This is a genomic window from Brasilonema bromeliae SPC951, assembly GCF_012912135.1.
GTDB lineage: Bacteria > Cyanobacteriota > Cyanobacteriia > Cyanobacteriales > Nostocaceae > Brasilonema > Brasilonema bromeliae.
In genome coordinates, this window is record NZ_QMEB01000027.1 from 1 (window position 1) to 26,447 (window position 26,447).

Below are 26,447 nucleotides of genomic sequence, written 5' to 3' on the forward strand. Positions count from 1 at the left end.
CTAATGCTGTGCAAAGCCAGATGTGGAGTGCTTTGCAAATTCCCGGACATGTCTAATAATACTTCAGCGCGTCCATCCACAGCATCGACCACTTCAGCTAAAGCGTCAAGAGATGCGATCGCTCCATCTAATTGACGCCCCCCGTGATTAGATACAATAATTGCCCTTACTCCACACTCCACAGCACGAACTGCATCATCTCCCCGTAAAATTCCTTTCAGTACCAACGGAAGCGGACATAAAGACTGAAACCATTCCAAATCATCCCACGTTACTGCAGAGTTTAGTTGCTGTGCAACATAAGTAAACAATCCAGATTCTCCCTCTTGATGGGGAATGTTCAACCCTGATAAATTTGTAAAATTAGCTAATTCCATACCTGTTGGGAGAGCAAACTCATTGCGCTTGTCTCGTTCTCTCCGTCCCAGGATAGGAGTATCTACAGTGATACAAAGTGCTTTATAGCCTGCAGTATAAGCTCTTTCTACTAAAGCACGAGTTAGCCCTCTGTCTTTGTGGATGTAAAGCTGGAACCATTGGGGAGTTTGAAGATTTGTGTCGTGACACACTGCTGCTACTTCTTCTATGCTTTTGGTAGAAAGAGTACTCAACACCATGCCAACACCAGCAGATGCAGCGGCTGTTGCTGTTGCAACTTCTCCTTGTGGATTGGCAAGACATTGAAACGCCATCGGAGCAATCAACAGAGGTATTTGAAGCGGTTGACCCAAAACTTCAGTTGCTAGGTTGCGCTGACTGACATCTACTAGCACTCGCGGACGAAGTTTAAATCTTTCAAAAGCAGTTCGGTTATCCCGCAATGTGACTTCATCCCACGCACCGCTAGCGTAATAGTCCAAAGCCATTTGAGACAGACATTTGGTCGCTAGCTGTTCGTATTCAAATAAGTTAAGCGGTTTCAACGATTTTACTTCCTCCACCACCACCTCACCAAGTCATTCAAAATTGCAATTTAAATGCGCGACATCTAAATTGTCTCGCACACTAGGCGCAAAGAAGAACGCACATAGTCTTTAAATAAATGAAAAACCGCTGTAATAAAGAATGACAGATAAACACAAATGCACACAAAACCGTTTTGTGTGCATTTACAGTTTTTTGTTTCTTGACGCTCCCACGGTTTTTTGCTTCAAATTCTGTAAGGAGAACTGACCACCTTCGCATCGGTTGAGGACAAAGTAACCTGTGATGGTTCAAAGCGTTTATTCTTGAGATTCAAAATGACAGATAGTAACTTGGGAAACGCAAAACAGACTACAACGTTTATCAAAGTTAGGAACAGACCATCCATCAAACTCATAGATAATCCCCTTTTTTATAAATGGTGCTCTTTATATATTTCTATTTTTAAACAAAATTCGTTGAAATAACGAAAAGCAGAATTTGAATTTATTGTGATGTCTATAAGTAACTTTTACTATAAAAGTTTTTGATTCTAACTATAGAGTGAATAATTATTTTAGAAATAAGCAAATTGAGTTATCAGTTAACCGTGAATATTTATTAAGTTTCTATACAAGATAGATACAAATCTGACGTCTTGATTTCCGCAGAAGTTAACTGATAACCTTACCCTGTTAACCAGGAGAACACCTGTCACAAAAACTGGGAGCGAATTTACAAAACGGTCTTTTTGTCAAGGTGTAACTTGTGCAATACGGAAAACTGGTAAGTTCAATTACCTTTTTTTGGCTCGTTGAAGTAGTCTGCAATAACTGATTCTGCCCAGTTACAGTAGCTAGAATCATAAATATAACTTTGGGAAATGCAAAACATACGGCAACATTTATTAGCGTCAACAGCAAAATGTCTATCAAAGGCATAGGTCATCACTTTACTTTTACAAATGAGGTGCTTGCTGCTTCAATTCAAAAGCAATATTTCTGTAACAAGTTAAAAGCAAAATTTGGCCTTGCTTCTCTCTCAGATAAGTTTACTATAACATAAACTTTTGTTAATCAATAGATTCCTCAAGTTTTGAGCATTGCTATAGACAGAATAAAATGTGTCATTTCAAATTTGCTATTTGAACCACAGATCGGAATATGCTGGAGAGATAAGAAATTTTCTATTTGGGAGATGTGTTATGTCGAAAACATACGATATTTATTCTATAATCTCTAACCTTTATGAGCTAGAGCGCCGGAATTTAGAGCGTTTGGCAGATTACTCCAACTTGAATTCACTGCCAGAAATATGGTCGTTGGTAGCAAAGCGATGTGGTGATACCGTCGCTCTTCGCAATCCTCATGCCAAACCAGAAGTTGTTATCACATATACGCAACTCTTTCAAAAAATTCAATATTTTGCTGCAGGATTGCAAGCGTTGGGGGTGAAAGCAGGAGATCGTGTCTCTTTGATTTCGGATAATAGTCCCCGCTGGTTCATAGCAGATCAGGGCATTATGACTGCTGGGGCGGTTGATGCAGTGCGCAGTTCTCAAGCAGAACGGGAAGAACTTGTGTTTATCTTGGGAAATAGTGGTAGCACAGCGTTGGTGGTAGAAGATTTAAAAACCTTTAACAAGCTTAAACAGCGTCTTGGTGATTTGCCCATTCAACTGGTCATCTTGCTTAGTGATGAAGTACCACCAACAGACGAAACCATAAAAGTCATAAACTTTAACCAGTTGATGGAAATTGGGGCAAACCATAATTTAACACCAGTTAAGCAAAATCACGATACTTTAGCAACCTTAATATATACTTCTGGCACTACAGGGAAACCCAAAGGTGTGATGCTTTCTCACGGTAATTTGATGCACCAAGTGGTAATCTGTGGGACCGTATTGCAACCAGAACCAGGAGCAGTTGTTCTCAGCATTCTCCCCAGTTGGCACAGCTATGAACGCACTTGTGAATATTTCTTACTATCTCAAGGTTGTACCCAAATTTACACTAACTTGCGATCTGTGAAAGGAGATTTGAAAGAATTTAAACCCAATTACATAGTGTGTGTGCCCCGGTTATTGGAGTCAATTTATGAAGGAGTACAAAAGCAGTTCCGTGAACAACCAGCAAACAAGCAACGCCTGATTAACTACCTTTTGGGTGTGAGTCAGAAGTATATCAAAGCGCGGCGAATCGCCCAAGGATTGAGTTTAGAAAATCTGAACCCCTCAATGGTCGAGCGATTAGCAGCTAGTATACAAGCATCAGCTTTGTTTCCTCTCCACGCTTTGGGAGAACGACTTGTTTATGCCAAGGTACGGGAAGCAACGGGGGGAGAAATTAAACAGATGATTAGCGGTGGTGGTGCACTTCCCAAGCACATAGATGAGTTTTTTGAAATTATTAATGTAGAGATTTTGCAGGGTTATGGCTTGACGGAAACTTCTCCCATTGTCCATGTGCGTCGTCCTTGGCATAATGTACGCGGTTCATCTGGGGAACCAGTACCAGGTACAGAAACGAAAATAGTAGATCCGGAAACTCGCAAAACTTTGCCACTTGGGGAGCGAGGTTTGGTGATGCTGCGAGGACCACAAATTATGCAAGGCTATTACCAAAACCCAGAAGCTACGGCGAAAGCAATTGACAAGGAGGGTTGGTTTGATAGCGGTGACTTGGGTTGGGTGACTCCACAGAATGACTTGGTATTGACCGGACGAGCAAAGGATACGATTGTATTAACCAATGGGGAAAATATCGAGCCGCAGCCGATTGAAGATGCGTGTTTGCGATCGCCCTACATAGATCAGATAATGCTTGTTGGACAAGACCAACGCAGTCTCGGTGCTTTGATAGTCCCCAATTTGTCAGCCCTGCAAAAATGGGTGGAAGCTAAAAATCTGCATCTACGTCTAAGCGATGAAGCCGCCAAACAAATAAGTACTGAAGATGCCCCAGGCAAGACGGAAGTCACCTTGGAGAGTAAAATGATTCAGGATTTATTTCGGCAAGAATTGATTCGGGAAGTGCAAAACCGTCCAGGCTATCGACCGGATGACCGCATTGGTCCGTTCAAGCTCATTCTGGAGCCGTTTTCACCAGAAAATGGCATGATGACACAAACACTGAAAATTAGGCGACAGGTCGTGATGGAGCGCTATCACGATATTATTAACCCAATGTTTGCCTGATTATATTCCACCTGCAAACTATAGAGTGAACGTGAAACATTTATGGATGCCTCCAAATCTCAACTGCTGCTAAAACGGGTTGTTAACGTCAAAGCGATTGTGACTCCCCTTTGGAAAGAGGAAGTGCAGCAGCAACTGCAAGCACAAATTAATCAAATTGACCAGCAACTGCAACAAATCGACATGGAAGGACAGCGGGCGATTTCAGCAGTTCAAAAGCAGAGTCTCCAGCCACCAGGTCCCCAAACTCTTCAACAAATTGAGAATATTCAAGGTCAAATTAATCAAAAGAAAAGTGAACTCTTGGAGCAAAAAAATCAAAGTCTGCAAAATCTCCAGCAAGTCCAGTTTTTAGAGTTGGATCAAGAAGTTAACCAATTCCAAATGGAAGGCTTTTTCCACGTGGAACCAGGTGATAACTTAATTAGCAAATTGCAGGTAGAAGTTGTGCTACGTGATGGTATTGTAGAAGAAGTTCGCGGTGATATTTAAATTTGTCCTTTGTTCTTGGTTGTTATATAGTGAGTGAGACTCAGAACAAATAACTATTGACAGGTTTGGGTTGACTGTGGCAAGTGAAGGCTACTTCCAGGTATACATTGTACCTGGGAGCCAGCCCAAACAATTTGCCATACACGAGGGGAACTCACAAAAAGCGATCGCCCAAAAGTTGTGAGTTCAACTCGATATTTCATTGCTTTGAGAAAATTCTTTGTTGGCTCTATTTGGGTAATTGTTACTAACGCTTGATTAGGATAGGGATAAAAAACCTCAACCTTGCGAGTTTCTAGAGTTGAATCCATGTTATCAAAAGCATTGAGCGCAAGGTCTGCTGGATCACTACCTTGGAGAGGAGAGTTAATACTTTCTAGAGGTACAGTGTTATAATTTGCCCGCTCTGAGTTGACAATTTCCTGTGTTATGTTCACATCTGAAAACTGAGGTGGTTGCCCATTGTTCATACTATAAACCGCTTCAGATGGCTGGCGCTCAATGATATAAACACCAGTAGCAGCGGTGGCAAAGAGACTTAGTATCACAATCAAAAACAATTTCAACTTTGCCGACATAAAATTTAACAGCCAATTAAAATTAGGTTAAATATTAATTTTGAATCTGAGATTAAGGTATTGTCCTTCCTCTTATTACTTATGAGTGGAATTTAGATTTTGACAGTCGTGATGAGAAATACAAATAAATAGACCTTGTGGTCTTAATATAGTTCCTCACCGCTCTTGAGCAACTAGAGGTATCAGAATGTAAGGGTATCAAGAATAATAACCATCTTATTTATGACCTGGTCAAATTTTAATAATCACTGTCCTACACCCGAGATCTATGTTTCCCAAAACTCCGCCCCAAGGGTAGCGAGGTCAAGATACAATTCGATCTAACACAAACTGTAAAAGTCCATTAATTATCGATTCACCAAACCACCTATATGAGCATTTACGAAGTATTTATGCCGGCGCTAAGTTCCACCATGACCGAAGGTAAAATCGTCTCTTGGGTAAAATCTCCTGGAGATAAAGTGGAAAAAGGCGAAACAGTGGTGGTTGTCGAGTCAGATAAGGCAGATATGGATGTAGAATCCTTCTATGAAGGATTTCTTGCTCACATCATCGTGCAAGCTGGTGAAACAGCCGCCGTTGGAAGTGCGATCGCCTTGTTGGCGGAAACCGAAGCTGAAATCGAAACTGCAGCTCAAGCGAATTCTGGGAGTAGTGCTGCCAAACATGAAGCAACTGCAGCCATTAAGAGTGAAAAAACAGCAGAAACAACCACAGTCGCAACACCCGCTGCTTCTCAAAACGGAACCTCTAGCCGTACAAATGGTCGGCTGGTAGTTTCACCCCGTGCGCGTAAGTTAGCGAAGGAACTGAAAGTTGATTTAAGTGGTATCTCTGGTAGTGGTCCTCATGGTCGCATTGTCGCCCAGGATGTAGAAGCAGCAGCTGGAAAATCTAGCAAACAACCTGCTACAGCGACTCCTGTCGCACCTCCACAACCAGCGCCAACCATCACCCCGGTTGCACCTACACCCACGAAAGTTGCTCCTGCACCTGCACCCGCGCCGGCGATCGCTGCACTTCCGGGTCAAGTAGTGCCTTTAACTACCCTGCAAAATGCTGTAGTACGCAACATGGTAGCGAGCCTATCCGTACCAGTCATCCATATAGGTTACACTATTACCACTGATGCACTTGACAAACTTTATAAACAAATAAAGTCTAAAGGCGTGACTATGACAACCCTTCTGGCAAAAGCCGTAGCGGTGACATTGCAAAAACACCCACTGCTTAATGCCAGATACTCAGAACAAGGAATTGTCTACCACTCTAGTATAAATGTTGCTGTAGCGGTGGCAATGGATGATGGGGGATTGATTACACCAGTATTACAAAATGCAGACATGGTGGATATATACTCTCTATCCCGCGATTGGAAGTCCCTAGTAGAACGTGCTAGAGCTAAAAAGCTTCAACCAGAAGAGTATAACACCGGCACTTTTACAATATCGAACCTAGGGATGTTTGGTGTAGATAGATTTGACGCAATTCTACCACCCGGACAAGGTTCTATTTTGGCAATTGGCGCATCTCGTCCGCAAATCGTAGCAACAGCTGAAGGTCTATTTGGCGTCAAGCAACAGATGCAGGTAAATATTACCTGTGATCACCGCATTATCTATGGTGCTCATGCTGCGGCGTTCTTGCAAGATTTGGCGAAATTGATTTCGACAAATCCTGAATCTTTGATGTTGTAGTTTGAGTGATACCAGAATCAAACCGCCTTGGCTCACAATTGAACCAAGGCGGTTTATAGTAGGTAAAATTTTTGAAGATCATTTTTATTTTATCTCGTTCCCAGGCACAGCCTGAGAACGATTTTACCAGTTGCAAGCCGAGTCATAAACCGTAATCTAGCACTAGGGTTAGTAGGGTAATTGCAAGAAATAACAACAGCACTCGGGCTAATCCTAAAGTTTGACTCAGCGTAGGGACAAGACTAAGCAACATCAAGCGTATTGGACAATAGAGTATCCCAAGTCTTTGCGGCATTCCTGCAAAACTTGTGAAATACTTGGAGTTGAATAACTCCACAAAACTCAGCCGCGTGTCATTGAATTCATCAAAAAATCGCCGAAACAAAGCCCCCAGTGCTGCCAATATTTCTATGGCGATACAGAACCTAACCGAGACATTACGATTGTGGCTATAGTAGTCACTCCAAATTGCGCCCACCGCCTAAAGCGGTACCCAATCAGTCGCCACAACTCTTACATCTACAATTACCAACGCTAGCACAAGCACCCGCAAGGTCATCGAACCTTCCACTTGCATCAACGGCGACTCCTGCGCATTTTGCCGCCAGAAAAGACTTGCAGGTAGACACCAATTTCATCCTGGCTTCTAGATCTGTTAGACATCTTAACGAGAAAGCAGTCTATGGGTATATAAATCAAGCAATGATATGGACGCCACAGATACAAAACGAGTCGGTAAAACGAAACTCGTAAGTGTCTTCCTCACAACAGCCTTCTGTAGACGCCCTAATGATCGCTTGTGTAAAATGGGGTATTTTTCAAAACCAGGACATTCATTTTATATCAATCGCGTTTATCAACGTGGATTGCTAGCGATGGCAAGCTTATTTATAAGGTGGGAACAATCACAAATACAAGCGGTTGTTGGTCTATTTCTTTTAACTCAACTTCCAAGGTATAAGTCTGGTTTAGTTGCGTGTTGTGTAATTCTACACTTAGGCATCCCGGACTTGATGACTCAGCTGTTGCTTGGGCAGCATCTCCTTGGAGGTTCACAATCGCTTTAGAAGGTAATTCAGTTTCAACTCTTAGCTTGGTCAGTTGATCTTGAGTTTGGTATTCTACCTTTAGGGTCATAACACCTGCACTTGTAAGCCATTGTCTTTCTACTACTGGGTTGGTAGCTGAAACTGGCAGAGTTAGATTTTCTAGTAGCTGTTTTGCCGCCAGCAACGAAAGCGCCATCTGTTGCTGTGGCTGTAAGTCTGAGTAATCACTCTCTAGATTCGGCATAGTTTCTAGAGCATCTGAACGAGAGGGACTTCTTAGCACTATTCCTGCTAAGTCATTCAATGTTTGATATTCTTCAGGAAAGAGGCTCTCCACAGCAGCAACGAGTTTTGCCCCTAACGGTATAGAAGAGGCAATCATCGCCTGACACTTCTCCAGCAATTGCTGGAAAATTCTTTCAGGCAGCTGAATCGGCAAATTCAGTTTCGATTGCTGTACTGCCCAGCCCCAAACCGGAACCAACTCAAGCGCTGGCTTGTCTAGGCATTCGGGATACTCTATAAGCTGAGCTTCCCAAGGGAATAACGGTGGGTGATTTTGAATTTGAGTTTGTAACCGACGTTTAAGGACGGCTTGGAAACGTTCTTGCACAGTAGGAATTTCTCCCAGTTGAATAGTTCGGGGTAGACACCTTAACTCAAAAGCGCCACCGTTTAAGGCGGCGGCTGTTTGATTAATATGTTCTACCCCTTCATTTTCCTCACAATTGACCAATTTTGGATCGTTGGTTTGGGCATTTTTTGCCAACAACCAAGCGATTAAGTGGTTTTGTAAGGATTCTGAGTCACTATTCATGGGTAGATGCACCTGATCCGGAAATTAGAGAGTTACGAATTTCCCAAGCTTGCTCAAGAATTTTAAACCACCGTTTTTGCATTTGTGCCATCGATAATCCTAAAGTTTTGGCAATTTTTTCATCTGGATGACCTTGTTGTTTCAACTCTAGTAAAGACTGTTGTTTCTCGTCCAGTTGAGCCGTATACACTTCCCATTGCTGAGGAGTTAAGCCCAAATTTGTCTGTAAATCTGCTTCCAGCCACTCGTGAACCAATTCCCAGCGATGCAATAAGGCAAACCTGATTAAATGGTATTTAAAGCGCTGCTGCAAATAATCCCGCTGGCGAGCAGTTAAGCCCAATATTGACTCAATTTCCTGCGCTGATAAATCCTGGAGACGCAGAGTAAAGTAATCAGCACAATCTGATTGCTGCCGTTCTTCCAGATAATTCATCAATTCAGTAATCACGACAGAGCGTAACGTATCTTCTTGAGGTTCTGGCTCTGGTTGTGTCGCCATTGCACTTCGCAATTGCTGTACAGCTGGATCTTCCCAAGAGCCATCAGCTTCGTTACCACTCCCTTCTGCTGCTTGTTCTATATCTACGCAAGTTTCCGGCGGTTGTTGTTGAGAGAATGTTTGCGCTCGGAGAATAATCAGCTGTTGTTGACGCCCTGGCAAAGGAATCCTTCGCTTGCCATAGCGTTCGGTAAATGCCATGTATTCCGCCAATTCCAAAAGTGTTTGGGGACGATAACTAGTCCCCAGTTGGTTCTCCCGTCGGAAGGCATTTAATGCCTCTAGGTAAAAACTCTGCAAGAAATCTTCAATGACAACGAGCCGCCCTTGATAACTCAATTGTCTTTGGGGAGGATTGATGTAGCGATAAATAATCGCACTCAAAGTACTGTGTAACTCTACTCTGCCCCGATTGGAACCCAACTCGTAGTACCTCAAACACTGTTGTAACCGATGTCGGGCAAGGGTCATTGCAGAATTTTCTACAGTCCCAGCAGCTTGGATGCGCTTGCTTTCACTGCAAATTCTATAAACTTCGGCAGCAATTCGTGTTGCCACATCGCGGCAATTTTGCTCCGAAGCTTTGGTTGATTGCTGAAGCTCCTTGAAAAGGAGTTGAAATATCGCCTCCACGCCGATAGAACTTACTCCCTGAATTGTTGTTATGGTTGCGGCTGAATTCATAGTCTGGTGTTTAGAAAGACCCTAACATACTTATGTACCACCTGTAAGACTGAGGGTATTGGGTTGAGGATTTTGCGTACAAGTCAAACGTGCCTCAATTATGTGTTATAGGATTAGGCTGAATTTCATATTGGCAAATCTCGTTTGATTGTTCGCTTTTCATAGATGTTACTGCCACTACCCATTCATCAGTTTACAGGTCATTATGGACTTAAAAGCACAAATTCAATTGCTAATTGACAATGCCCCCCAAGATGGTGTTACTCCGCAACTTGTCACAGCAATCGCTCCTGTCCTCAGCGCGCGCGCTCAGAAATTACGCCATTCCCAGTACTATATTCTCCAGAATATGGAAGAGGGCTGGGTTTTGACTACATTGAGCGCTCGTGCAAATCCACAGTTGGAAAAGCGCGTCATTTATGCTTTCCCTACAATACAGGATGTCCCACTGGGATCATCTGCTGGGCTTGACCCTCAATTGATAGCTGCACCAATCCCTGTTACTCACATTTTGTTCCAATTGGTAGCAATGGAACCCGTAGATAGTATAGTTTTTTTTGAAACCCCTGGCATCACTACCGACTCAGTCGAAGTCCGACGAGCCGACCTGCAACACTTAATTCAACAACGGTTACAGCAAAACCGAGTAAAAAAACAAATTCCTCCAGATATTGCCTAACAGCAGGAGTGCGGGGCGAGGAACACAAGGAAGAAACCCATAGAATTCTTCCTACCTCACTTCCTCGTTTCCCCTAATAGAGCCTACTCAGTACGTAATCAGCTATCTTCATTAGGACTTGCCAAGATTCAGAGGATGGCAGATCTGCAAGATGCTCAACAGCTAGCTTCGCATGATGTTCGGCTAAGTCTCTTGAGCGCTGAATACCTTGACTATCGTGTATCAAGGATATGGCTTGCTCTAAGTCGCCTTTCTGGGCAAACTCTCTGTCTATCAGGACTTCCAAATATGGCTTTTCTTCCAATGCAAATAAAACAGGCGCAGTTAAATTACCACTTTTCAAATCCGATCCTGCTGGCTTACCCAAGGTATCTGTCGAACTTGTGAAATCTAAAATGTCATCTACTATCTGGAATGCTAAACCAATATGACGCCCGTAGCTATACAAATGGTCGGCTGTTTCTTGGGAAACGTTGCTCAGTAATCCAGCTGCTTTTGAACTATTAGCAATTAATGACGCTGTTTTGTAATAAGTCTTTTTGAGGTAAGTGTCAATCGATATGTTTGTCTCGAAGCGATTCAAGCCCTGCTGAATCTCGCCAGTAGCCAGATCCATAATCACCTCTGACAGCAGTTTCACCACCTCCAAATTGTCCAGATTGGCTAGATACCAGGAAGATTGAGCAAACAGAAAATCTCCTGCTAATATCGCTATTCTGTTGCCAAATAAACTGTGAACAGTGGGAACACTGCGTCGCATCTCGGATTCATCAACCACATCGTCATGTACTAAGCTTGCTGTGTGAATCATTTCCGTAATCTCAGCTAAGCGTCGGTGACGAGGCGTAATGTCTTGTTCGAGCATGGTCGCCCGCGATATCAGCAGGACGATCGCTGGTCTTATGCGCTTTCCCCCAGCTCCAAAGAGATGTTCGGCTGCTGCACAAAGGATCGGATGACCGTTTCCAACTAGCTGTTTCAAGTTGTCTGCTAGTATTTGCAGGTCGGCTTCCACTGGGGAAAAAAGGGAGGTGGCTGGGGTCATGGATGGGCAGACTCTGGCTTTAGTTACGAAAGTTTACATATCCTACACTTATTCTAAGATAACCCTGTCCCAGCGCAAAGTTTTCATGAGTCATTAATCATTACTTTTGTGCATGGCACTCGCACGCCAGTTGTACAGACGCTCTTGCAACAAGGAGGGCATTGCCGACGGACGGTGGTTTTCTTCTGGAACTTGATACGCTACTTGCACTCAATGAGTTTGTATCTCACTCATGGTACGGCTGCGCCTCTATCGTGCACAAACCATAGGAGGTAAATTTTGTCAACAAAGTTTTAATGTTTTTCTATAGACAGAGAAAATATACCGAAATGAGTGTTAGTATATTCTTTTATTTATATGATATTTTTCATACTTGTATTATTAAACCATAGACCTGATACAGTAGACAAAATCTTTGTATCTTAACCAAAACTTTATCTTCAACAACATATTTTTCAAGTAAAGATGAAAACCAGGCTGGAAAACTTCCATATCCTTTAGTCGTCACCTATGACACATGACTTATTTTTACCGAAAAAAATTAAGCGAAATCTTGTATAACCGACACTAAAAAATTTCAAATTTAGCAGAAAAATTAGCCAAAAACTTAGGGTCGTTGTGTTACGCTAACATCAAGGGATTTAAATTTTTCGAGATATTCACATTACCAGAGAAAAACCACCGTTTGGTGTTTTTACCTATCAGGTGCTGTGACTTTGAATATAGTATTGTGGACTACCATCAATGAATATATCTCATTGGTTATGGTCTCAATACCTAAGCCTATAGAGTTAGAACTATGCGCTTCCCTGTAAAGGAAAAATGCTGTGCTTGTTTAGTGTAGCAAGAGTGCATACCTTGGACAACAAAATAAAGTGTTTGCGGAAAAATGCAGACTAGGTAGACTGCTGAGGTCGTAGTTCTAAGTTGCTCTTTGGTAATTTGACTACTGCCTTAGGTATAGTTTGCAACAAAAATTGAATAGAAATTAAGTTTACGAAAGAGAGATAGATCTCTAACTGTGATTTTGCAGTGTCAAAAACAGCTATTAAAAGTAAGTTTGTTTAGCTGTGACTCTGCTAAATATTATTGGATTTTATATTTCTTATACACAAGTGTTGGTAAAAAAATGGTTTACGGTAAAATGCCTATGATAATTTTTATATTAGCTTCTGGTTATTTGTTAGCAGTTTATCTACTATTAGCTCTAGCAAAGAGAACGGGAAAAAAAACTACTGCCACAAGTGTTTCTTTAGGGATGCACTCCAAAGGGGGCAAAAGCGCATAATCTTAAGTCTGGATAATCACTGACGATAAATACAATGTAGTGTCAATTAGCCTTCATCAGTGATTAAGTATTTAGTCAAGCTTTTTCCCCTTGACTAAATACTTAATCAACAAAACATTAATTACTATAAAGTGTGACATTTGTCAACTGTACTGCTTCAGTGACTGGGGTATAACCTAGCCACTGTACAGAGGACTGAGCAAATTGTTGTGGACAACCACTGACCGCAAAGCGAGTTGGCAAAGGTGGGTAGGTATTTCTCAAACCCAAAATATCTAAATCTTGGGCACAAGCAGCAACGACATATTCTGCTGGATCAACTAGCTTGACGTAGGAAGGGAGGAGCGATCGCAAAACTGGTGCCAACAGAGGATAGTGAGTACATCCATAGACTAATGTGTCGATCTCATGCAGCAATAGTGGTTCCAGATATGAGCGTGCCACTTGTAGTGTGTAGGGTTCATAAATGCGGTTTTGCTCAATCAGCGGCACAAACTCTGGGCAACTCACTTGCCAGACTTGGGCTTCGGGATTTATTTCTAGGATAGCATGGCGATAGGCATTGCTTTTCGCTGTTGCAGCAGTGGCAATCACACCAATGCGCTTTCCACTGTTAACTGCTGCTCTTGCCCCAGGTAAGATCAGACCGAGAATTGGCACAGAGAATTCCTCACGTACCGCCTCCAGCGCTAGGGCTGAACTCGTGTTACAAGCCATAACGACCATTTTGACACGCTGCTGTTGCATCCAGGTGAGAATTTCACGCGTAAACTGTAAAATTTCTGTTTGCGAACGAATCCCATATGGAAGTCGAGCTGTATCCCCAAAGTAAATAATCGATTCATTAGGGAGTTGACGGTAGAGTTGGTGTAGAACTGTTAAACCACCTACACCACTGTCAAAAATACCAATTGGGGCACGTTGCGGTGCTTCAGAAAAATCATAAAGATTACCTTCAAAGGTAAAAAATGGAAACACAGGCGGATATCGTTAATTTAATAAGTTGTTAGTGGTTAGTTGTTAGCTACTAGTGATGAATCGTTAATGGTTAGTTGGTAGTTCTCAGCGCTTGGTTGTTAGTGGTTAATTGTTCCACTCACGACTACCCACTACCCACTGACTTGAAAATAGAACTCAGCAACTCCTGACTCAGAACTCAGAAAACAAGACTCAGAAAAAAAGAAAAATTTTCATGTGTCCGGTGAGGGAGTGCTCGGCTAGAGTTTCACAGGCTTAGACGCCCGCCAGAAGGCGAACCGCAGGGTAGGGTAGCAACTGCCGCTCTTGGGTCATTCGCGTTGGCAGGCATACCCGTTCGCCCAAGCCACGTGCCGTAGACATAGGGTGGTTTGCAGTTCATGACGGCTACTTATCTTTGTCGCAAGTATAGTAATATACCGTTAGCGATTGCCTCTGCCATTCGATTTTGGTATTCAGGGCTTCCCAGTCTAGGATTATCTTCCTGACCAGTCATGTAGCCTGTTTCTACTAGAATCGAGGGCATAGAACTTTTTCTGAGAACATAGAATCTTGCTTTGCGTACTCCTCGGTCTTTGAGGGTGGGGATACTTCGGAGAATGTTACTGTGGATAACACGAGCCAAATCTAGCCCACTGTCGTAATAATAAGTTTCCAATCCATTCACGTCAGGGCGACGATCAACAGAATTAGCGTGAACGCTGACAAATAAATCAGCATTTGCTTGGGCTGCTATATCCACCCGTCCCTGAAGGGTAACAAAATAGTCAGTATCACGCGTGAGTGCAACCTGTAAGCCATTTTGCTGTAAAATGGTCGCCACCCTTCTTCCAATAGGTAAAACGACATCTTTTTCCAACAGTCCACCCAAACCAGGAGCGCCAGAATCGTGACCGCCATGTCCTGGATCAACAACGATGACAACTCGTCCATTAGGCACGCGGGGACGCGGCATTGGCTGCGGCATCATCTGCGGCATTGGCAGCGGATTGTTCGTCATTGATCCTGAGGATAATGGTTGTGGGTTTGATCGTGGTAAGGGAGGTAGACTAAAACGGGGAGTTAATGGAGAAAACGAGCGTTGTAATTCTAAAGACAAAAGCTGACTACTCAGTTGATTGAGTTGTCCAATTCGCACTCCTCCTGCTGGTTGGATGTAGACGGCAACACTACGCGGATCCAGTTGTTGCAGGCGTACGCGCAGAACTGGACTACTGGCGTCAAAATTTGGACCTCTGACGCTAGCAGCTAACTTAGCATTGGGAATGATTATGCGATATAAACCAGAAGCTCTATCCCAACCAGTATTTACAGATGAAAGGGGTTGGTCTCCTCTAATAAGCAGTTGCGTACCAGTAGCAGTCAGTTCTACAGACTCAATTGTAGATATTGAGTCACTAGCTGGCGGCATTAGGTTGGAGCTTCGAGGCGTGACATTCCTAGGTATCTCTGAGTTAGGAAGTAAACTACCATTACCATCACTACTATTACTTGTACTTGTAGTATCTCTGGACAATTTGCTTGCATCACCATTAGGCAGAATTACCAAACCGCCAAAGCTACTCATGCTTGCTCGCCAGTCGGGGCTATTTCTCTCCACCCACAGCGTCATACGAACACCAGGTGTTGTTTTTAGTTGAGTGAATTCAATACGTTTTATACCATACTTATTGACTGGTGTATTCTGTTGGAAGAAACGTGGTGACAGAGCTGCACCAAGTATATCAATGTTGATAGCACTCTTGTCACTGCTACGAAATGTCTGGATTTGAGGATTTGGGCCATTTGTGCGGACAAACAAACCATCACCTGTAACACGTAAGCTCTCAATTTGAGTCAATCCTTGAGTATTGCTGATAAGTGTTTGTTTTTGAGTTGGCCTATCAACAGGATTGACAACTATATCTTTACTTGCTGCCGAATCAGTATTGACAATTACGTCTTTAGTGGCTGTGGAGTTGTCAGGCCTTACCACACTATAGACATTCAAAGAAGTGTTGCCAGAAGATGAAGCAGCTTGTTCAACTTGTGGAGTTGGTAACTGTACTGTCCAGCGACTAGAACTTTTACCTTCAAATTTTACCTGCTTTGGATCGAGGGTATAACCTGGACTAAGTTCAATGACTATACGAGTTGTTTGTCCATCAAACTGACCGACACGAACAGTACGAATTGCACTACTATTCACCGGCTGAATCAACTGCGAACGTCCAAAGTCAGTTCCAGGCAAATCAATAACCAGTCGCGTGGGGTTGAACAGGAGTTGCGCTTGGGGTTGAACAGCACCTTCAGTGTTGATTTCTAATCGGTTTTGACTGGCATCAAAACGCCAAAATTGTAATTTCGCAGCTTGAGCCTGCGATTGTAGCATGAAGACAGTAGTAGTTGCAACAGTAACAGGTAATAACCAGTTCATTTTCACAGTCTTTTCTCCTGATTCGTACTTCTGAGATCTGTCAAGATGTCAAAGTTTAGGGAAATCCTCACACTAGCACCGCTCAAATCTTAGCCGCAAATACGTTATTAACTCGTAGAAAGATCTTAATAGCGCTCAACTGTGGCATGCCCTCTCAGTTTTTGTATGCTTTTCTGGCACAGAAAATGCAGTTTGCAAAGCATAATCATCACACCAATCTAAAAATAATAGAGTAGTCAATCTTGGTCATTTTTGCTTAACTTTGTGAGAACTTTATATTAATTTGTCTGATTCCTAGATATCTTAGTCCGTGTTAACTGATGTGGTAAACACAGCACACTCTCTAGAGTAAAATCTAGAACCTGAAAGCGAATCGCCCTCTGAACTAGACCAGACGCTACGCCCCACATAAGAGTTCTCTGCAGAACTTACGCTAGTGGGTAGACTTAGACTTTGGCATTAACACAAGACTCATTTTGTCAAAAATTATATTTAATATTGAAACAAAATAGTAGTTTCAGGTAAAGTTGTATTCTGGTGTCAGCGATGACCAGACTCCAGACACAATCCCTGAGATCTGAACAGGGGAAAGGATCCTACTAGACAACTTCAATAAGTATTCCCGGACACAAAGTATCAAAAATTTTACAAATAAAAACCGGAACTTAAGTTCCGGTAAAAGAGTTTGCTCAACCAATTATCAGCTACCTAGGCAGTTATCAAGGTTTTAAACACTGATAACTGCCTAAATAGCTGCTTGAACACAGTGCTAATTAAGACACTGATATTTTAAATGTTTTACTTTTGCTTTAAGTACTGAAGAACACCATCAGCAATCCCCTCTGCCATTTTATTTTGATACAGTCGGTTGGACAACTTAGCAGCGTCCTCACGACCAGTTAAATACCCTGTTTCCACCAAAATTGCTGGCATAGAATTTTTTCTTAAGACATAGAATCTGGCTTTGCGCACACCACGGTCTTTCACATTGACACTTCGGAGAATGCTCTTATGAACGATCTGAGCTAGGCTTAAACCACTGTCAAAATAATATGTTTCTAGACCACTCACGTCTGGACGATCATCACCTGCTGAGTTCGCATGGACACTGACAAAGACATCAGCATTGGTTCGCTCTGCTATGTCTACCCGTCCTTGAAGAGTCACAAAATAGTCTGAGTCACGCGTTAGTATTGCCTGTAAACCATTTTGCTGTAAGATTTCTGCCAGCCTTTTGCCTATTGGCAAAATAATATTTTTCTCTTGAATAGCACCAATACCAAGTGCTCCAGAGTCTTTACCCCCATGTCCTGGATCAACGACAATGACGACTCGTCCCTTAGGAGCACGAGGCTTCTGGACTACAGGCTTGCTTGGCTGGTTCTGTAATGCCAAAGGCTGTGGGTTTTGTCGTTGTATGGGTGGTAAAGCAATGGGTGGTTTGATAGAAGGGATACGTTCTAATCCCAAAGACAAAACCTGACCATTCAGTTTGTTAACTTGCCCAATTTGCACTCCCAATGCTGGTTGCACATAGACAACAACAGTACGGGGGTCTTGTTGTTGCAAGCGCACGCGGAGAACAGGGCTACTAGCATCGAAATTTGGACCTTTGACCGCAGAAGCCAACTTCGCATTGGGAATGGTGATGCGAAATTGATTAGATGACTGATCCCAACTAGTACTAGCAGATGAGAGACGTTGATCTGCTCTAATCAGCAGTTGCGTACCAGTACCAGTCAGTTCTACAGCCTCAATTGTGGAGATTGCATCGCTTTTTGGTGTCTCCACAGCAGGAGTGGGAGGATTATCTGATGGAGTGCTGGAATAATAATTTCTGGGCGAGTCACTCGCATAACGATTCTTCGGTAGAACGACTAAACCATCAGAACCATCAGAACTGCTTGTGCTTATGCGCCAATCAGGAGTATCTTTGTCTACCCGCAGCGTCATTCGGACAGCAGGTGGTGTTTTTTGCAGTTGAATCATTTCAACTCGGTTCACACCATGCTTATTTATAGATCTATCGCGAGCACCAAAATTCGGTGACAAAGTAGCACTGGGAATGTCAACGAAGATGGTTTTGCGATCGCGGCTGCGAATGACCTGAGTCTGAGGATTTCCACCACTGGTACGCAGAAAAAAACCGTCCCCTGTAACTTGCAGACTCTCAACTTGAATTGTTCTTTCTGCAACGACAACAGCCTTAGAAAACTCAGGTTTTTTATCTGTGTCAGAATCTACTGTCACCACATTGTAAATATTTCTTGGCGGTGAGATGACGACTTCTTCACTTTTTGGGCTTGGAGCTTTTGGAGTTGGGGATGCTGGTGAGGAGGCGACTCCTTCAGTTTGTGGCGTTGGTAATTGTACCGTCCAGCGACTGGCACTTTTCCCTTCAAATTTTACCTGCTTGGGGTCGAGGGTATAACCAGGACTCAGTTCAACAACTATACGAGTTGTTTGTGGATCAAATTGACCAACACGAATAGAGCGAATTGCACCGCCTACTGACTCCGTCAACTGCGGACGCCCAAAATCAGTTCCTGGCAAATCAATAACCAACCGTGTAGGGTTGAAAACGAGTTGCGCCTGGGGTTGAACTGGACCTTGAGTATTGATTTCTAATCGGTTTTGATTGGCATCAAAGCGCCAAGATTGCAATTTCGCGCTTTGTGCTGCTTGAGCTGGCGACAATAGCGTCAAAAGACTAGTCGTTACAAAGGTACCAGGTAGTAACCAGTGGGTTTTCACAGTGTTTTCTCCTGATTCGTATTTATGAGAGTCTATGAAGTGGAGAAGCACCCAGAACACAAAACGCAGAATTCAGTACAGTGAACAGTGAACAGTTATCAGTAAACAGTGAATTGATAACTGATAACTGATAACTGAATAACTGACTTCTGAGTTTTTTGTTGGTCAAAGTTTCGGTAAATCCTCACACTATCACCGCCTACACCATTACTTTGGTGGCACAAGCATCATTTTCTGATCTCATAAAGACACAGTTATAGTGATTATTTTTTGAATATAATCCAAATTTGGTGATAGCAAAGCGTGTCATTTACCTAATATCTATTAAGGTTTAACCATTAGGAGTAGATGTTGTTCTATATTAATTCTTCTCAGGAACTAAATTGAATGATTGGCGTCAAATTCTAACACGCTGCCAATAGTTTTTCATGCCGTTATGGCATTTTTTCGTTGTTAGATGTTTAATTGACGCCCTCTAGGCGGCTTCACGCAATTTGCCGCAAATCACATTAAAGTATCCGTCAATAGCTAAACACTTCATCCGTCAAAAAGAGATTTTTTATATTATCTGATTTGGTAGTCGTCAATGCACCAACTGATAATACTTCTACTAAATCCTTACGGGAGCATCCCAATGCATGAGAAAATACGCTTGTCATTCTTTCTGTAAACGGTTCTGCCGTGAGCTAGTCCGGTGAACGGGTTCGGTCAGGCTACAGGAGCCAGTGCTCAGGCGCGAGTTTCACAGGCTTAGACGCCCACCAGAAGGCTTCCCGCAATCTGCCGCACCTAGCGTGAACTGGCGCTCTTCGTAGCGTGTCCGGAGGACATACCCGATAGCCGTAAGGCGTAGCGTCAGCCATAGGGCTTCCCGCAGGGTGTGAAACGAAGTGCAGCGTATCTCCTGTATAAACGCTCTTGCGAACAGGATGACAATGAATTTAGAGATTTGGGATGTTACTCTTTCCTGATGTGAACTTGACTTTTCAGTGCACCTGTTTAACTGCTAAAGAAATACCATTACTTGGATGAGTGAGCAAGAAGGAAGATAAAACAAAAACAACATTCCCTAATGAGTGCTGGCGTTTAGAACAAACTCCTTAATTTTTTAGTTTAAGGAGACGAAGATTTTGGGAGTAAAGTTTCCATTAGTAATAACAAAGTTACAAAATATTCATATTCTGAAGTTTAGTAGGTCATGAACTTGTCGTACAGAAGCACGGATGCAAATTTCTTTTCAGAGTAGATTAAAAATTGACTTGATAAGACTTAAGGGAAATGCAACAGAGTGGAGCGTTGATTATGATAGCTAGTCAAAGCACTCCTGAGCTTTTTGCCTCCTCAAGAAAAAAGACAATCAAATCGGGGAGAACGCTTTGAGCTATGACTAACCCGCTTGGAGTGCGATGCTCCTTTGAAGCGTTGTACACCTATGAGAAATAATACGAACGTTGGATGAATGTGCCCGGAAATATCGGGAATTTTGTTGCCAGTATAAACTCCAACTTAAACAAAAGGAAAAACACTTCACCTGGACAAATTCACGACTCAGTCATCATCTAAGTACAGACGCTGTAAATAATGCGTCTGCACTCTAGAATTTTACTTATCGTCCCGAGAATCTGGTGATTCTATAACCAACGATTTTCCGGAAGAATTATCTAAAAGCACTTCCTCTATTGCTGTAGCTGTTGTTGGTTCTGGAAATACGAACCGCAAAAGGGGAGGCGCGAGAAATGTTGTCAGGATGACCATCATAATAATTGCCGCCTCCAAAGGTTTCGAGAGAATGCCAATGGAGGAGCCAATACCAAGAAAGACTAATCCTACCTCGCCTCTAGGAATCATGCCCACACCAATTGCCAAACGGTTGATTTGAGGCTGACCAAATACACTTAAGCCAGTGACAACTTTACCTAGGATGGCAACAATTATCAGAAAAATCGCCATCACTAAACCTTCCCGGTTGCTAGGAATTGCTGGGTTTAAAACTCCTAAATCAGTTTTTGCACCAACAGTCACAAAGAAAATTGGCACCAGTATATCAGCAATTGGGATAACTTGCTTTTGCAGTTCCACACGCTCATCTGTTTCGTCTAAGACTAAACCAGCAGCAAAAGAACCTAAAATTGCCTCTAGTTGAATGGCAGCAGCAAAGTATGCCATCACAAAGGCAAAGACAAGTGCTGGTATGACTAATCCACCACGAGTTTTTAACTTGCTCGCAATTGCTACAAAGGTATTACTGAAAAGATTTCCTAGAACAATTGCGCCCACCAGGAAACTACTGGCACTAATGATCAGATAAATAACTTTACCGACATCCACCGAACCTTCTTTTGCAAGACTAGCCACCACTGCTAAAACAATAATTCCCAACACATCATCAATAACAGCAGCGCCTAAAATAATTTGCCCTTCTTTAGAGTTGAGACGCCCAAGTTCTGACAATACCTTGGAAGTAATACCAATACTTGTAGCAGTCAAAGCTGCTCCTGCAAAAATTGCTGGTACTGCTGGAATGCCAAATAAAGTCATTAATCCTACCGTACCAGCAGCAAAGGGTACTGTCACCCCTACTACTGCTACTACACTCGCTTGGATACCAACAGCTATTAAGTCTTTTATGTTTGATTCCAAACCAATTTCAAATAGGAGAATGATGACACCTAGTTCTGCCAATATGGAAATGACCTCAGACTGGGCTTTAAAGACAGCATCAGCAGCGTCTGGATTGAGACCACCAGTGGTTTGAAGGAAGGTCATGATAACAGAGTTGGAACTATCAGCCCCCCCTTCTGGAAACACTAATAGATGGAGGACAGAAATACCTACCACGACACCACCTACCAGTTCTCCCAACACTGGCGGTAACCCAAAGCGGTTTGATAGTTCCCCGCCTACTTTACTGGCAAGGTAAATGACGACCATACTCAGCAGCACTGCTGCCAGTACAAGCGAACTATCTGCTGTTTCTGTTGCGGTTGCCAACAAGGGTAATGAGAAGGTTGTGAAATCTAACTGCATCGGTTATTTTGGAAAATACTTCCTTTTAATTTACAGTTTGTTGAAAGTTACCATAGAAGCGTTACACAAAGCATTGATTAATCAATTCATTCCGGCTGTTAGTTGGACAAGGCGCTGCCAGTGAGACTCTGATACTGGGACTACGGATAGTCTACTCAGGCGTAGTAAGTCAAAACCTTCAAAATTTTCGTCCTGCTTAATTTGGGTTAGGGTGATTGGCTGAGCCACTCTTCGTATCGCTCGTACCTGGACAACAACCCGTTTAGCATCATCTAATTTTGGATCTGGATAAGGTTGAGTGACGACCTCCGCTACACCTATCACTCGCCGCTCTTTCCCTGTGTGATAAATGAATACCCTTACGGGTTCACCAGTCGCCTACGGCGGGAAACCCGCCTGCAGCGCTGGTTCACCAAATCAGCAATTTCCATCGTACGCAGATGCTTAAGAGCCAAAGGATTGCTCACTCCATCCCAAACTGTAGTGCTATCCCGTTCTAAATCGGAGTAGGAATACTCTTCTGGTTCTGTTTTCAGCAGCCAGTATCGCACAAATATTCTCCTTCTATTGTTTGCAGTTAACAGTTAACAGTAAACCAATAGCTATTTTTTAGTTTCTAAAAATGTAACTGCTTAGACTTTAGACAGTAATCGTGTCAAAGTAAAAATACCTCTCATATAGACACACTACTGGCTGTGTCTTCTCCGAATGGATAGGGAGTGTTAGTTGTGTGTTGTTTATTGTTAGCGATGAGTGGTTAGTTGTTGGTTCAAGCTAACCACTCAGGATTTTTCACAACTTACCAGATCTTCATAGATGAAGAATTTTTAGAGGAGTGAACGTTTTGTGAATACAAATGCTGTATTTGGTTCTCAGTTCAATGCTGGGAACCGGTGGAAATTTCTATCTTTAGCATTGCTTGTATATATAAGTAGTACCCAACCTGCTTTAGCACAGCAGAAAGAAAGGATGTTGCGTACTCTGAGTGTTAATGGTCGTGGAATGGAGACAATTCCTACAACTTTGTCTCAAGTCAGTTTGGGAGTAGAGGTTCAGGGAAAAACAGCACAGCAGGTACAACAAGAAGCTGCTCGCAGGTCATCTGCTGTGGTTGCTTTACTAAAAAGCCGTAATGTGCAAAAATTACAAACCACAGGCATTACTCTTAACCCAGTTTACAATTACGACAATAAAGTGCAGCGTATTACAGGGTATGCTGCTTCTAACGTTGTCAGTTTTCGCATTCCCACTGAACGCGCGGGTACTCTGTTAGATGAAGCGGTCATTGCTGGTGCGACTCAAATTAGCGGCATTAGTTTTGTTGCAACTGATGAGGCGATAACCCTTGCTCAACAACAAGCATTAAAAAAAGCCACCCAGGATGCTCAACAGCAAGCTCAAGCTGTTTTGAGTACTTTGGGTTTCCAGCCGAAAGAAGTCGTCAGCATTCAAGTGAATGGAGCCAGCGCACCTCCACCACCAAGACCCCTCTTGGATGCTGCTGAGCTTGGTAGGCTAACAACAAAACAAAATGCTGCCACCACTATAGTTGGTGGTGAACAGCAGGTGGAAGCTACGGTGACATTACAAATTAGTTATTAGTCATTAGTTATTAGCTTTACCTATTTTGACCCCTTCGGGGTTCGCCAGTTGCTTTATGCCGGGGAACCCGTCCACCGCACTGGCTCACTTTTGACTAAATTAGAAATTATCAGGGTTCATATCTATGTCACCATCTTCGGCGTCCCGTTTAGAACCTAGTAGTTGCAGCTGATCCACGATGATAACGGGTGTAGATCGATTTGCTCCTGTGGCGCGATCGCTCCAATTATCAAATTTTAAGGAACCCTTAACAGCAATTTGTTTGCCTTTACGCACGTAATCACCTGCCACCTGCGCTGTTTTTCCCCATAATTCCAGATTAAACCAATCAGTATGTTCGCTGTCTCTTGTACGCCGATTGACGGCAAGTGTTAATTTACACTTAACGCTACCTGACTCGAAATATTTCATATCCGGGTCAGTTCCTACACGACCAATGAGGGTAACAATATTTATGCTCATGTGCAGTTTATCCAGTACTAATGTACTTATATTGTGAATATCATAGTAGCGAATTGCTATGTTATCAGCAAAGCGTTCTGTAAAAAATCATTACAGTTACCGCCGAGACAAATGATATGAATCACTCTGTAAAAACTCTAAAACAATACGGATACACTTATGCCGCCTGGGAATATAGAACAATAGAAGCTTGAGACTGGTCAAAGATTACGAAAAAATATATAAAAATATAATCTAGTTTACTGGACTCAGGTTAAAAAACATAATACGATCCTGCACAATTCTCATTTGTAACAGTACTCAAAAAATATCAAAATTAGGGGGCATAGAGACGCGTGGGTCTTTTTAGTAAATTTTCCTTATCGCGGGATATGGGTATTGACCTTGGTACCGCAAACACCCTCGTTTATGTATCAGGTAAAGGCATTGTTCTGCAAGAACCTTCTGTAGTGGCGATTGACCTAAACGAAAAGGTTCCAATAGCAGTTGGAGAAGAAGCAAAAAAAATGCTCGGTCGCACACCCGCGAATGTAATTGCGGTGCGCCCCTTGCGTGATGGTGTCATCGCTGACTTCGATACAGCAGAAGTGATGCTAAAAAGCTTTATCCAAAGAGTCAACGAGGGCAAATCTCTAGTATTACCAAGAATTGTCATTGGTATTCCTAGTGGAGTAACAGGGGTAGAAAGAAGAGCTGTCATGGATGCGGCTTCTCAAGCTGGGGCAAGAGAAGTTTACTTGATTGATGAACCGGTGGCTGCAGCAATTGGGGCAGGACTACCTGTGACTGAAGCAACAGGCAATATGATTATTGATATTGGTGGCGGGACAACAGAAGTTGCTGTGTTGAGCCTGCAAGGGACAGTGCTTTCTGAATCAGTACGCATTGCAGGAGATGAGCTGACCGAAGCCATCATGCAGTATATGAAGAAAGTTCATAACCTAGTCATAGGGGAACGCACTGCTGAGGACATTAAAATTCGCATAGGATCAGCATATCCGACTCATGATGATGATGATGCCATGATGGAAGTCCGAGGCTTGCACCTGCTTTCTGGTTTGCCGCGAACTGTCACAATTAAAGGACCAGAAGTACGTGAAAGTATGTCGGAACCTTTGTTGGTGATTATCGAAGCGGTGAAGCGGACTTTGGAACGCATCCCGCCAGAGTTGGCATCAGACATCATTGACCGAGGAATTATGCTAGCTGGTGGAGGCGCGCTGCTTAAAGGAGTGGATACCTTAATCAGCCATGAGACTGGAATAGTAACACATATCGCTAGTGATCCATTGGAATGTGTTGTACGGGGAACAGGTCGTGTATTGGAAAATTTCAAGCAGATGGAAAGAATTTTCAGCGGGCGTTCTCGCAATATGTAACACAAACGCTATCAGATATTGGGTTCGATCGCGTTGCGGGAATCCAATATCTTAATTTATATTACAGCTAAAAAAGGTTTCTTATGTTTACGGCACGTCGGTGGTGGGAGCGCAGAGGATTACAAATAGGGTTGCTAGGTATAGTTGTTGGTGGTGCTTGGGTGCTTCGACAAACTCAAGGTGCTCTTATGTTTGAGATATATCAAGAGATAACTCGTCCAATCCAGATGTTGCAGACACCACCAGCTCAAGAAGAACGTCTCAAGGATGCTCGGTTTTTAGAACTGCAAACCCAGATCGCAGAACTGAAAAACCAAAATAAAAAGTTAAAACAGTTATTAGGCTATGTAGAAAAAGAACCATCCACATCCCGCCCTGTGATCGCGCGAGTGATGACACGTGGTGCTGACAACTGGTGGCAACAAGTAACTCTCAATCGTGGAAGCCTTGCAGGTATTCAGGAAGGTTATATCGTTAAGGGTGATGGTGGATTGGTGGGTTTAGTAGAAAGCGTAACTCCCAATACCAGCCGGGTGCTGTTAATTAGTGACCTCAAGAGTCAAGTTGGTGTAACAGTCAGCCGCACAGGGGCAAAGGGTGTTTTGCGAGGAGATTCCTCTGCTGATGGAATCCTGGAATTTTATGAAAAAGTCCCAAATGTAAAACCTGGAGACGTAGTTACTACATCTACCTATAGTCAGAAGTTTCCTTCCGGATTGGCTGTCGGACGAGTGAAGTCTTTAGATTTAAAGAAACTTCCAGCATCAGTGGGGAAAGTGGAACTTTTCCCGTCGATACGCTCTTTGGATTGGGTGACGGTATATCCTAAACCACAAACCCCGCCACCAGAAAATGTCGGTTCTGTCAATCAAAAGTCAGAAAAATCTAAATGAAAC

Annotated in this window: 18 protein-coding genes and 1 pseudogene; 7 read left to right on the forward strand and 12 right to left on the reverse strand. The window is 42.9% G+C overall.

Annotated elements, in window-relative coordinates:
• Nucleotides 1-866: alpha-hydroxy acid oxidase (locus DP116_RS05595; RefSeq protein WP_246275500.1), on the reverse strand; the 866-nt coding region annotated here is incomplete at its 3' end.
• A gap of 1,241 nt (nucleotides 867-2,107) precedes the next feature.
• On the opposite strand from DP116_RS05595, the gene DP116_RS05600 reads away from it, so the two are divergent.
• Both DP116_RS05600 and DP116_RS05605 read left to right on the forward strand, forming a co-directional pair.
• Complete coding sequence (locus DP116_RS05600) at nucleotides 2,108-4,102, forward strand: AMP-dependent synthetase/ligase (RefSeq protein WP_169154235.1); 1,995 nt, start codon at nucleotides 2,108-2,110, stop codon at nucleotides 4,100-4,102.
• A 42-nt stretch (nucleotides 4,103-4,144) separates the two neighbouring features.
• Entirely contained in the window at nucleotides 4,145-4,594 is a 450-nt protein-coding gene (locus DP116_RS05605; RefSeq protein WP_169154236.1) for a YlqD family protein, read from the forward strand.
• 53 nt (nucleotides 4,595-4,647) lie between these two features.
• On the opposite strand, the gene DP116_RS05610 is transcribed toward DP116_RS05605, so the two are convergent.
• On the reverse strand, nucleotides 4,648-5,172 hold the full coding sequence (locus DP116_RS05610) for a hypothetical protein (RefSeq protein ID WP_169154237.1): 525 nt from the start codon (nucleotides 5,170-5,172) through the stop codon (nucleotides 4,648-4,650).
• Nucleotides 5,173-5,543: 371 nt separating this feature from the next.
• Here DP116_RS05610 and DP116_RS05615 point away from each other — a divergent pair, with 371 nt between their 5' ends.
• Complete coding sequence (locus tag DP116_RS05615; protein ID WP_169154238.1) at nucleotides 5,544-6,869, forward strand: dihydrolipoamide acetyltransferase family protein; 1,326 nt, start codon at nucleotides 5,544-5,546, stop codon at nucleotides 6,867-6,869.
• Between the two features lie 142 nt (nucleotides 6,870-7,011).
• Here the strand turns inward: DP116_RS05615 and DP116_RS05620 are convergent, their stop codons facing one another.
• The 3 genes from DP116_RS05620 to hetZ form a co-directional block, all read right to left on the reverse strand.
• A complete protein-coding gene (locus tag DP116_RS05620; RefSeq protein WP_169154239.1) occupies nucleotides 7,012-7,347 on the reverse strand; it encodes a hypothetical protein in 336 nt (111 codons plus the stop codon).
• 410 nt (nucleotides 7,348-7,757) lie between these two features.
• The gene (locus DP116_RS05625) at nucleotides 7,758-8,735 is read right to left on the reverse strand and encodes a PatU (RefSeq protein ID WP_169154240.1); all 978 of its coding nucleotides are present in this window, start codon (nucleotides 8,733-8,735) and stop codon (nucleotides 7,758-7,760) included.
• Nucleotides 8,728-9,921 carry a heterocyst differentiation protein HetZ gene (hetZ, locus tag DP116_RS05630; protein WP_169154241.1) on the reverse strand — a complete coding sequence of 398 codons (1,194 nt, stop codon included), beginning with the start codon at nucleotides 9,919-9,921 and terminating at the stop codon, nucleotides 8,728-8,730. The genes DP116_RS05625 and hetZ overlap by 8 nt, the downstream gene beginning before the upstream one ends.
• 205 nt (nucleotides 9,922-10,126) lie before the next feature.
• Between hetZ and DP116_RS05635 the strand changes: the two genes are divergently transcribed.
• Nucleotides 10,127-10,600 carry a hypothetical protein gene (locus DP116_RS05635; RefSeq protein ID WP_169154242.1) on the forward strand — a complete coding sequence of 158 codons (474 nt, stop codon included), beginning with the start codon at nucleotides 10,127-10,129 and terminating at the stop codon, nucleotides 10,598-10,600.
• Between the two features lie 73 nt (nucleotides 10,601-10,673).
• On the opposite strand, the gene sds is transcribed toward DP116_RS05635, so the two are convergent.
• The 6 genes and pseudogenes from sds to DP116_RS05670 all read right to left on the reverse strand — a co-directional run bounded on the left by sds (nucleotide 10,674) and on the right by DP116_RS05670 (nucleotide 22,659).
• Nucleotides 10,674-11,645, reverse strand: a complete 972-nt coding sequence (sds, locus tag DP116_RS05640; RefSeq protein ID WP_169154243.1) for a solanesyl diphosphate synthase — start codon at nucleotides 11,643-11,645, stop codon at nucleotides 10,674-10,676.
• Nucleotides 11,646-13,050: 1,405 nt separating this feature from the next.
• Nucleotides 13,051-13,911 carry a glutamate racemase gene (gene murI / locus DP116_RS05650; protein WP_169154244.1) on the reverse strand — a complete coding sequence of 287 codons (861 nt, stop codon included), beginning with the start codon at nucleotides 13,909-13,911 and terminating at the stop codon, nucleotides 13,051-13,053.
• A gap of 391 nt (nucleotides 13,912-14,302) precedes the next feature.
• The gene (locus DP116_RS05655) at nucleotides 14,303-16,327 is read right to left on the reverse strand and encodes an N-acetylmuramoyl-L-alanine amidase (RefSeq protein ID WP_211173095.1); all 2,025 of its coding nucleotides are present in this window, start codon (nucleotides 16,325-16,327) and stop codon (nucleotides 14,303-14,305) included.
• A gap of 798 nt (nucleotides 16,328-17,125) precedes the next feature.
• On the reverse strand, nucleotides 17,126-19,081 hold the full coding sequence (locus DP116_RS05660) for an N-acetylmuramoyl-L-alanine amidase (RefSeq protein WP_169154246.1): 1,956 nt from the start codon (nucleotides 19,079-19,081) through the stop codon (nucleotides 17,126-17,128).
• Between the two features lie 1,602 nt (nucleotides 19,082-20,683).
• Nucleotides 20,684-22,108, reverse strand: a complete 1,425-nt coding sequence (locus DP116_RS05665) for a cation:proton antiporter (protein ID WP_169154247.1) — start codon at nucleotides 22,106-22,108, stop codon at nucleotides 20,684-20,686.
• 81 nt (nucleotides 22,109-22,189) lie between these two features.
• Nucleotides 22,190-22,659, reverse strand: a pseudogene (locus DP116_RS05670) (EVE domain-containing protein).
• Nucleotides 22,660-22,954: 295 nt separating this feature from the next.
• Between DP116_RS05670 and DP116_RS05675 the strand changes: the two are divergent.
• Nucleotides 22,955-23,710, forward strand: coding sequence for an SIMPL domain-containing protein (locus DP116_RS05675; RefSeq protein ID WP_169154248.1), 756 nt, complete (start codon nucleotides 22,955-22,957; stop codon nucleotides 23,708-23,710).
• 99 nt (nucleotides 23,711-23,809) lie between these two features.
• Here the strand turns inward: DP116_RS05675 and DP116_RS05680 are convergent, their stop codons facing one another.
• Entirely contained in the window at nucleotides 23,810-24,172 is a 363-nt protein-coding gene (locus tag DP116_RS05680) for a single-stranded DNA-binding protein (protein ID WP_169154249.1), read from the reverse strand.
• A 371-nt stretch (nucleotides 24,173-24,543) separates the two neighbouring features.
• On the opposite strand from DP116_RS05680, the gene DP116_RS05685 reads away from it, so the two are divergent.
• A complete protein-coding gene (locus DP116_RS05685; protein ID WP_169154250.1) occupies nucleotides 24,544-25,551 on the forward strand; it encodes a rod shape-determining protein in 1,008 nt (335 codons plus the stop codon).
• 83 nt (nucleotides 25,552-25,634) lie between these two features.
• Nucleotides 25,635-26,444 carry a rod shape-determining protein MreC gene (mreC, locus tag DP116_RS05690; protein ID WP_169154251.1) on the forward strand — a complete coding sequence of 270 codons (810 nt, stop codon included), beginning with the start codon at nucleotides 25,635-25,637 and terminating at the stop codon, nucleotides 26,442-26,444.
• The last annotated feature ends 3 nt before the right edge of the window (nucleotides 26,445-26,447 follow it).

What these genes read in the sequence shown, in the direction of transcription:
- DP116_RS05600 (WP_169154235.1), top strand. Translation starts at nt 2,108, where the DNA reads ATGTCGAAAACATACGATATTTATTCTATAATCTCTAACCTTTATGAG.
- DP116_RS05605 (WP_169154236.1), top strand. Translation starts at nt 4,145, where the DNA reads ATGGATGCCTCCAAATCTCAACTGCTGCTAAAACGGGTTGTTAACGTC.
- DP116_RS05610 (WP_169154237.1), bottom strand. Translation starts at nt 5,172, where the DNA reads ATGTCGGCAAAGTTGAAATTGTTTTTGATTGTGATACTAAGTCTCTTT.
- DP116_RS05615 (WP_169154238.1), top strand. Translation starts at nt 5,544, where the DNA reads ATGAGCATTTACGAAGTATTTATGCCGGCGCTAAGTTCCACCATGACC.
- DP116_RS05625 (WP_169154240.1), bottom strand. Translation starts at nt 8,735, where the DNA reads ATGAATAGTGACTCAGAATCCTTACAAAACCACTTAATCGCTTGGTTG.
- hetZ (WP_169154241.1), bottom strand. Translation starts at nt 9,921, where the DNA reads ATGAATTCAGCCGCAACCATAACAACAATTCAGGGAGTAAGTTCTATC.
- DP116_RS05635 (WP_169154242.1), top strand. Translation starts at nt 10,127, where the DNA reads ATGGACTTAAAAGCACAAATTCAATTGCTAATTGACAATGCCCCCCAA.
- sds (WP_169154243.1), bottom strand. Translation starts at nt 11,645, where the DNA reads ATGACCCCAGCCACCTCCCTTTTTTCCCCAGTGGAAGCCGACCTGCAA.
- DP116_RS05655 (WP_211173095.1), bottom strand. Translation starts at nt 16,327, where the DNA reads ATGAACTGGTTATTACCTGTTACTGTTGCAACTACTACTGTCTTCATG.
- DP116_RS05665 (WP_169154247.1), bottom strand. Translation starts at nt 22,108, where the DNA reads ATGCAGTTAGATTTCACAACCTTCTCATTACCCTTGTTGGCAACCGCA.
- DP116_RS05680 (WP_169154249.1), bottom strand. Translation starts at nt 24,172, where the DNA reads ATGAGCATAAATATTGTTACCCTCATTGGTCGTGTAGGAACTGACCCG.
- DP116_RS05685 (WP_169154250.1), top strand. Translation starts at nt 24,544, where the DNA reads ATGGGTATTGACCTTGGTACCGCAAACACCCTCGTTTATGTATCAGGT.
- mreC (WP_169154251.1), top strand. Translation starts at nt 25,635, where the DNA reads ATGTTTACGGCACGTCGGTGGTGGGAGCGCAGAGGATTACAAATAGGG.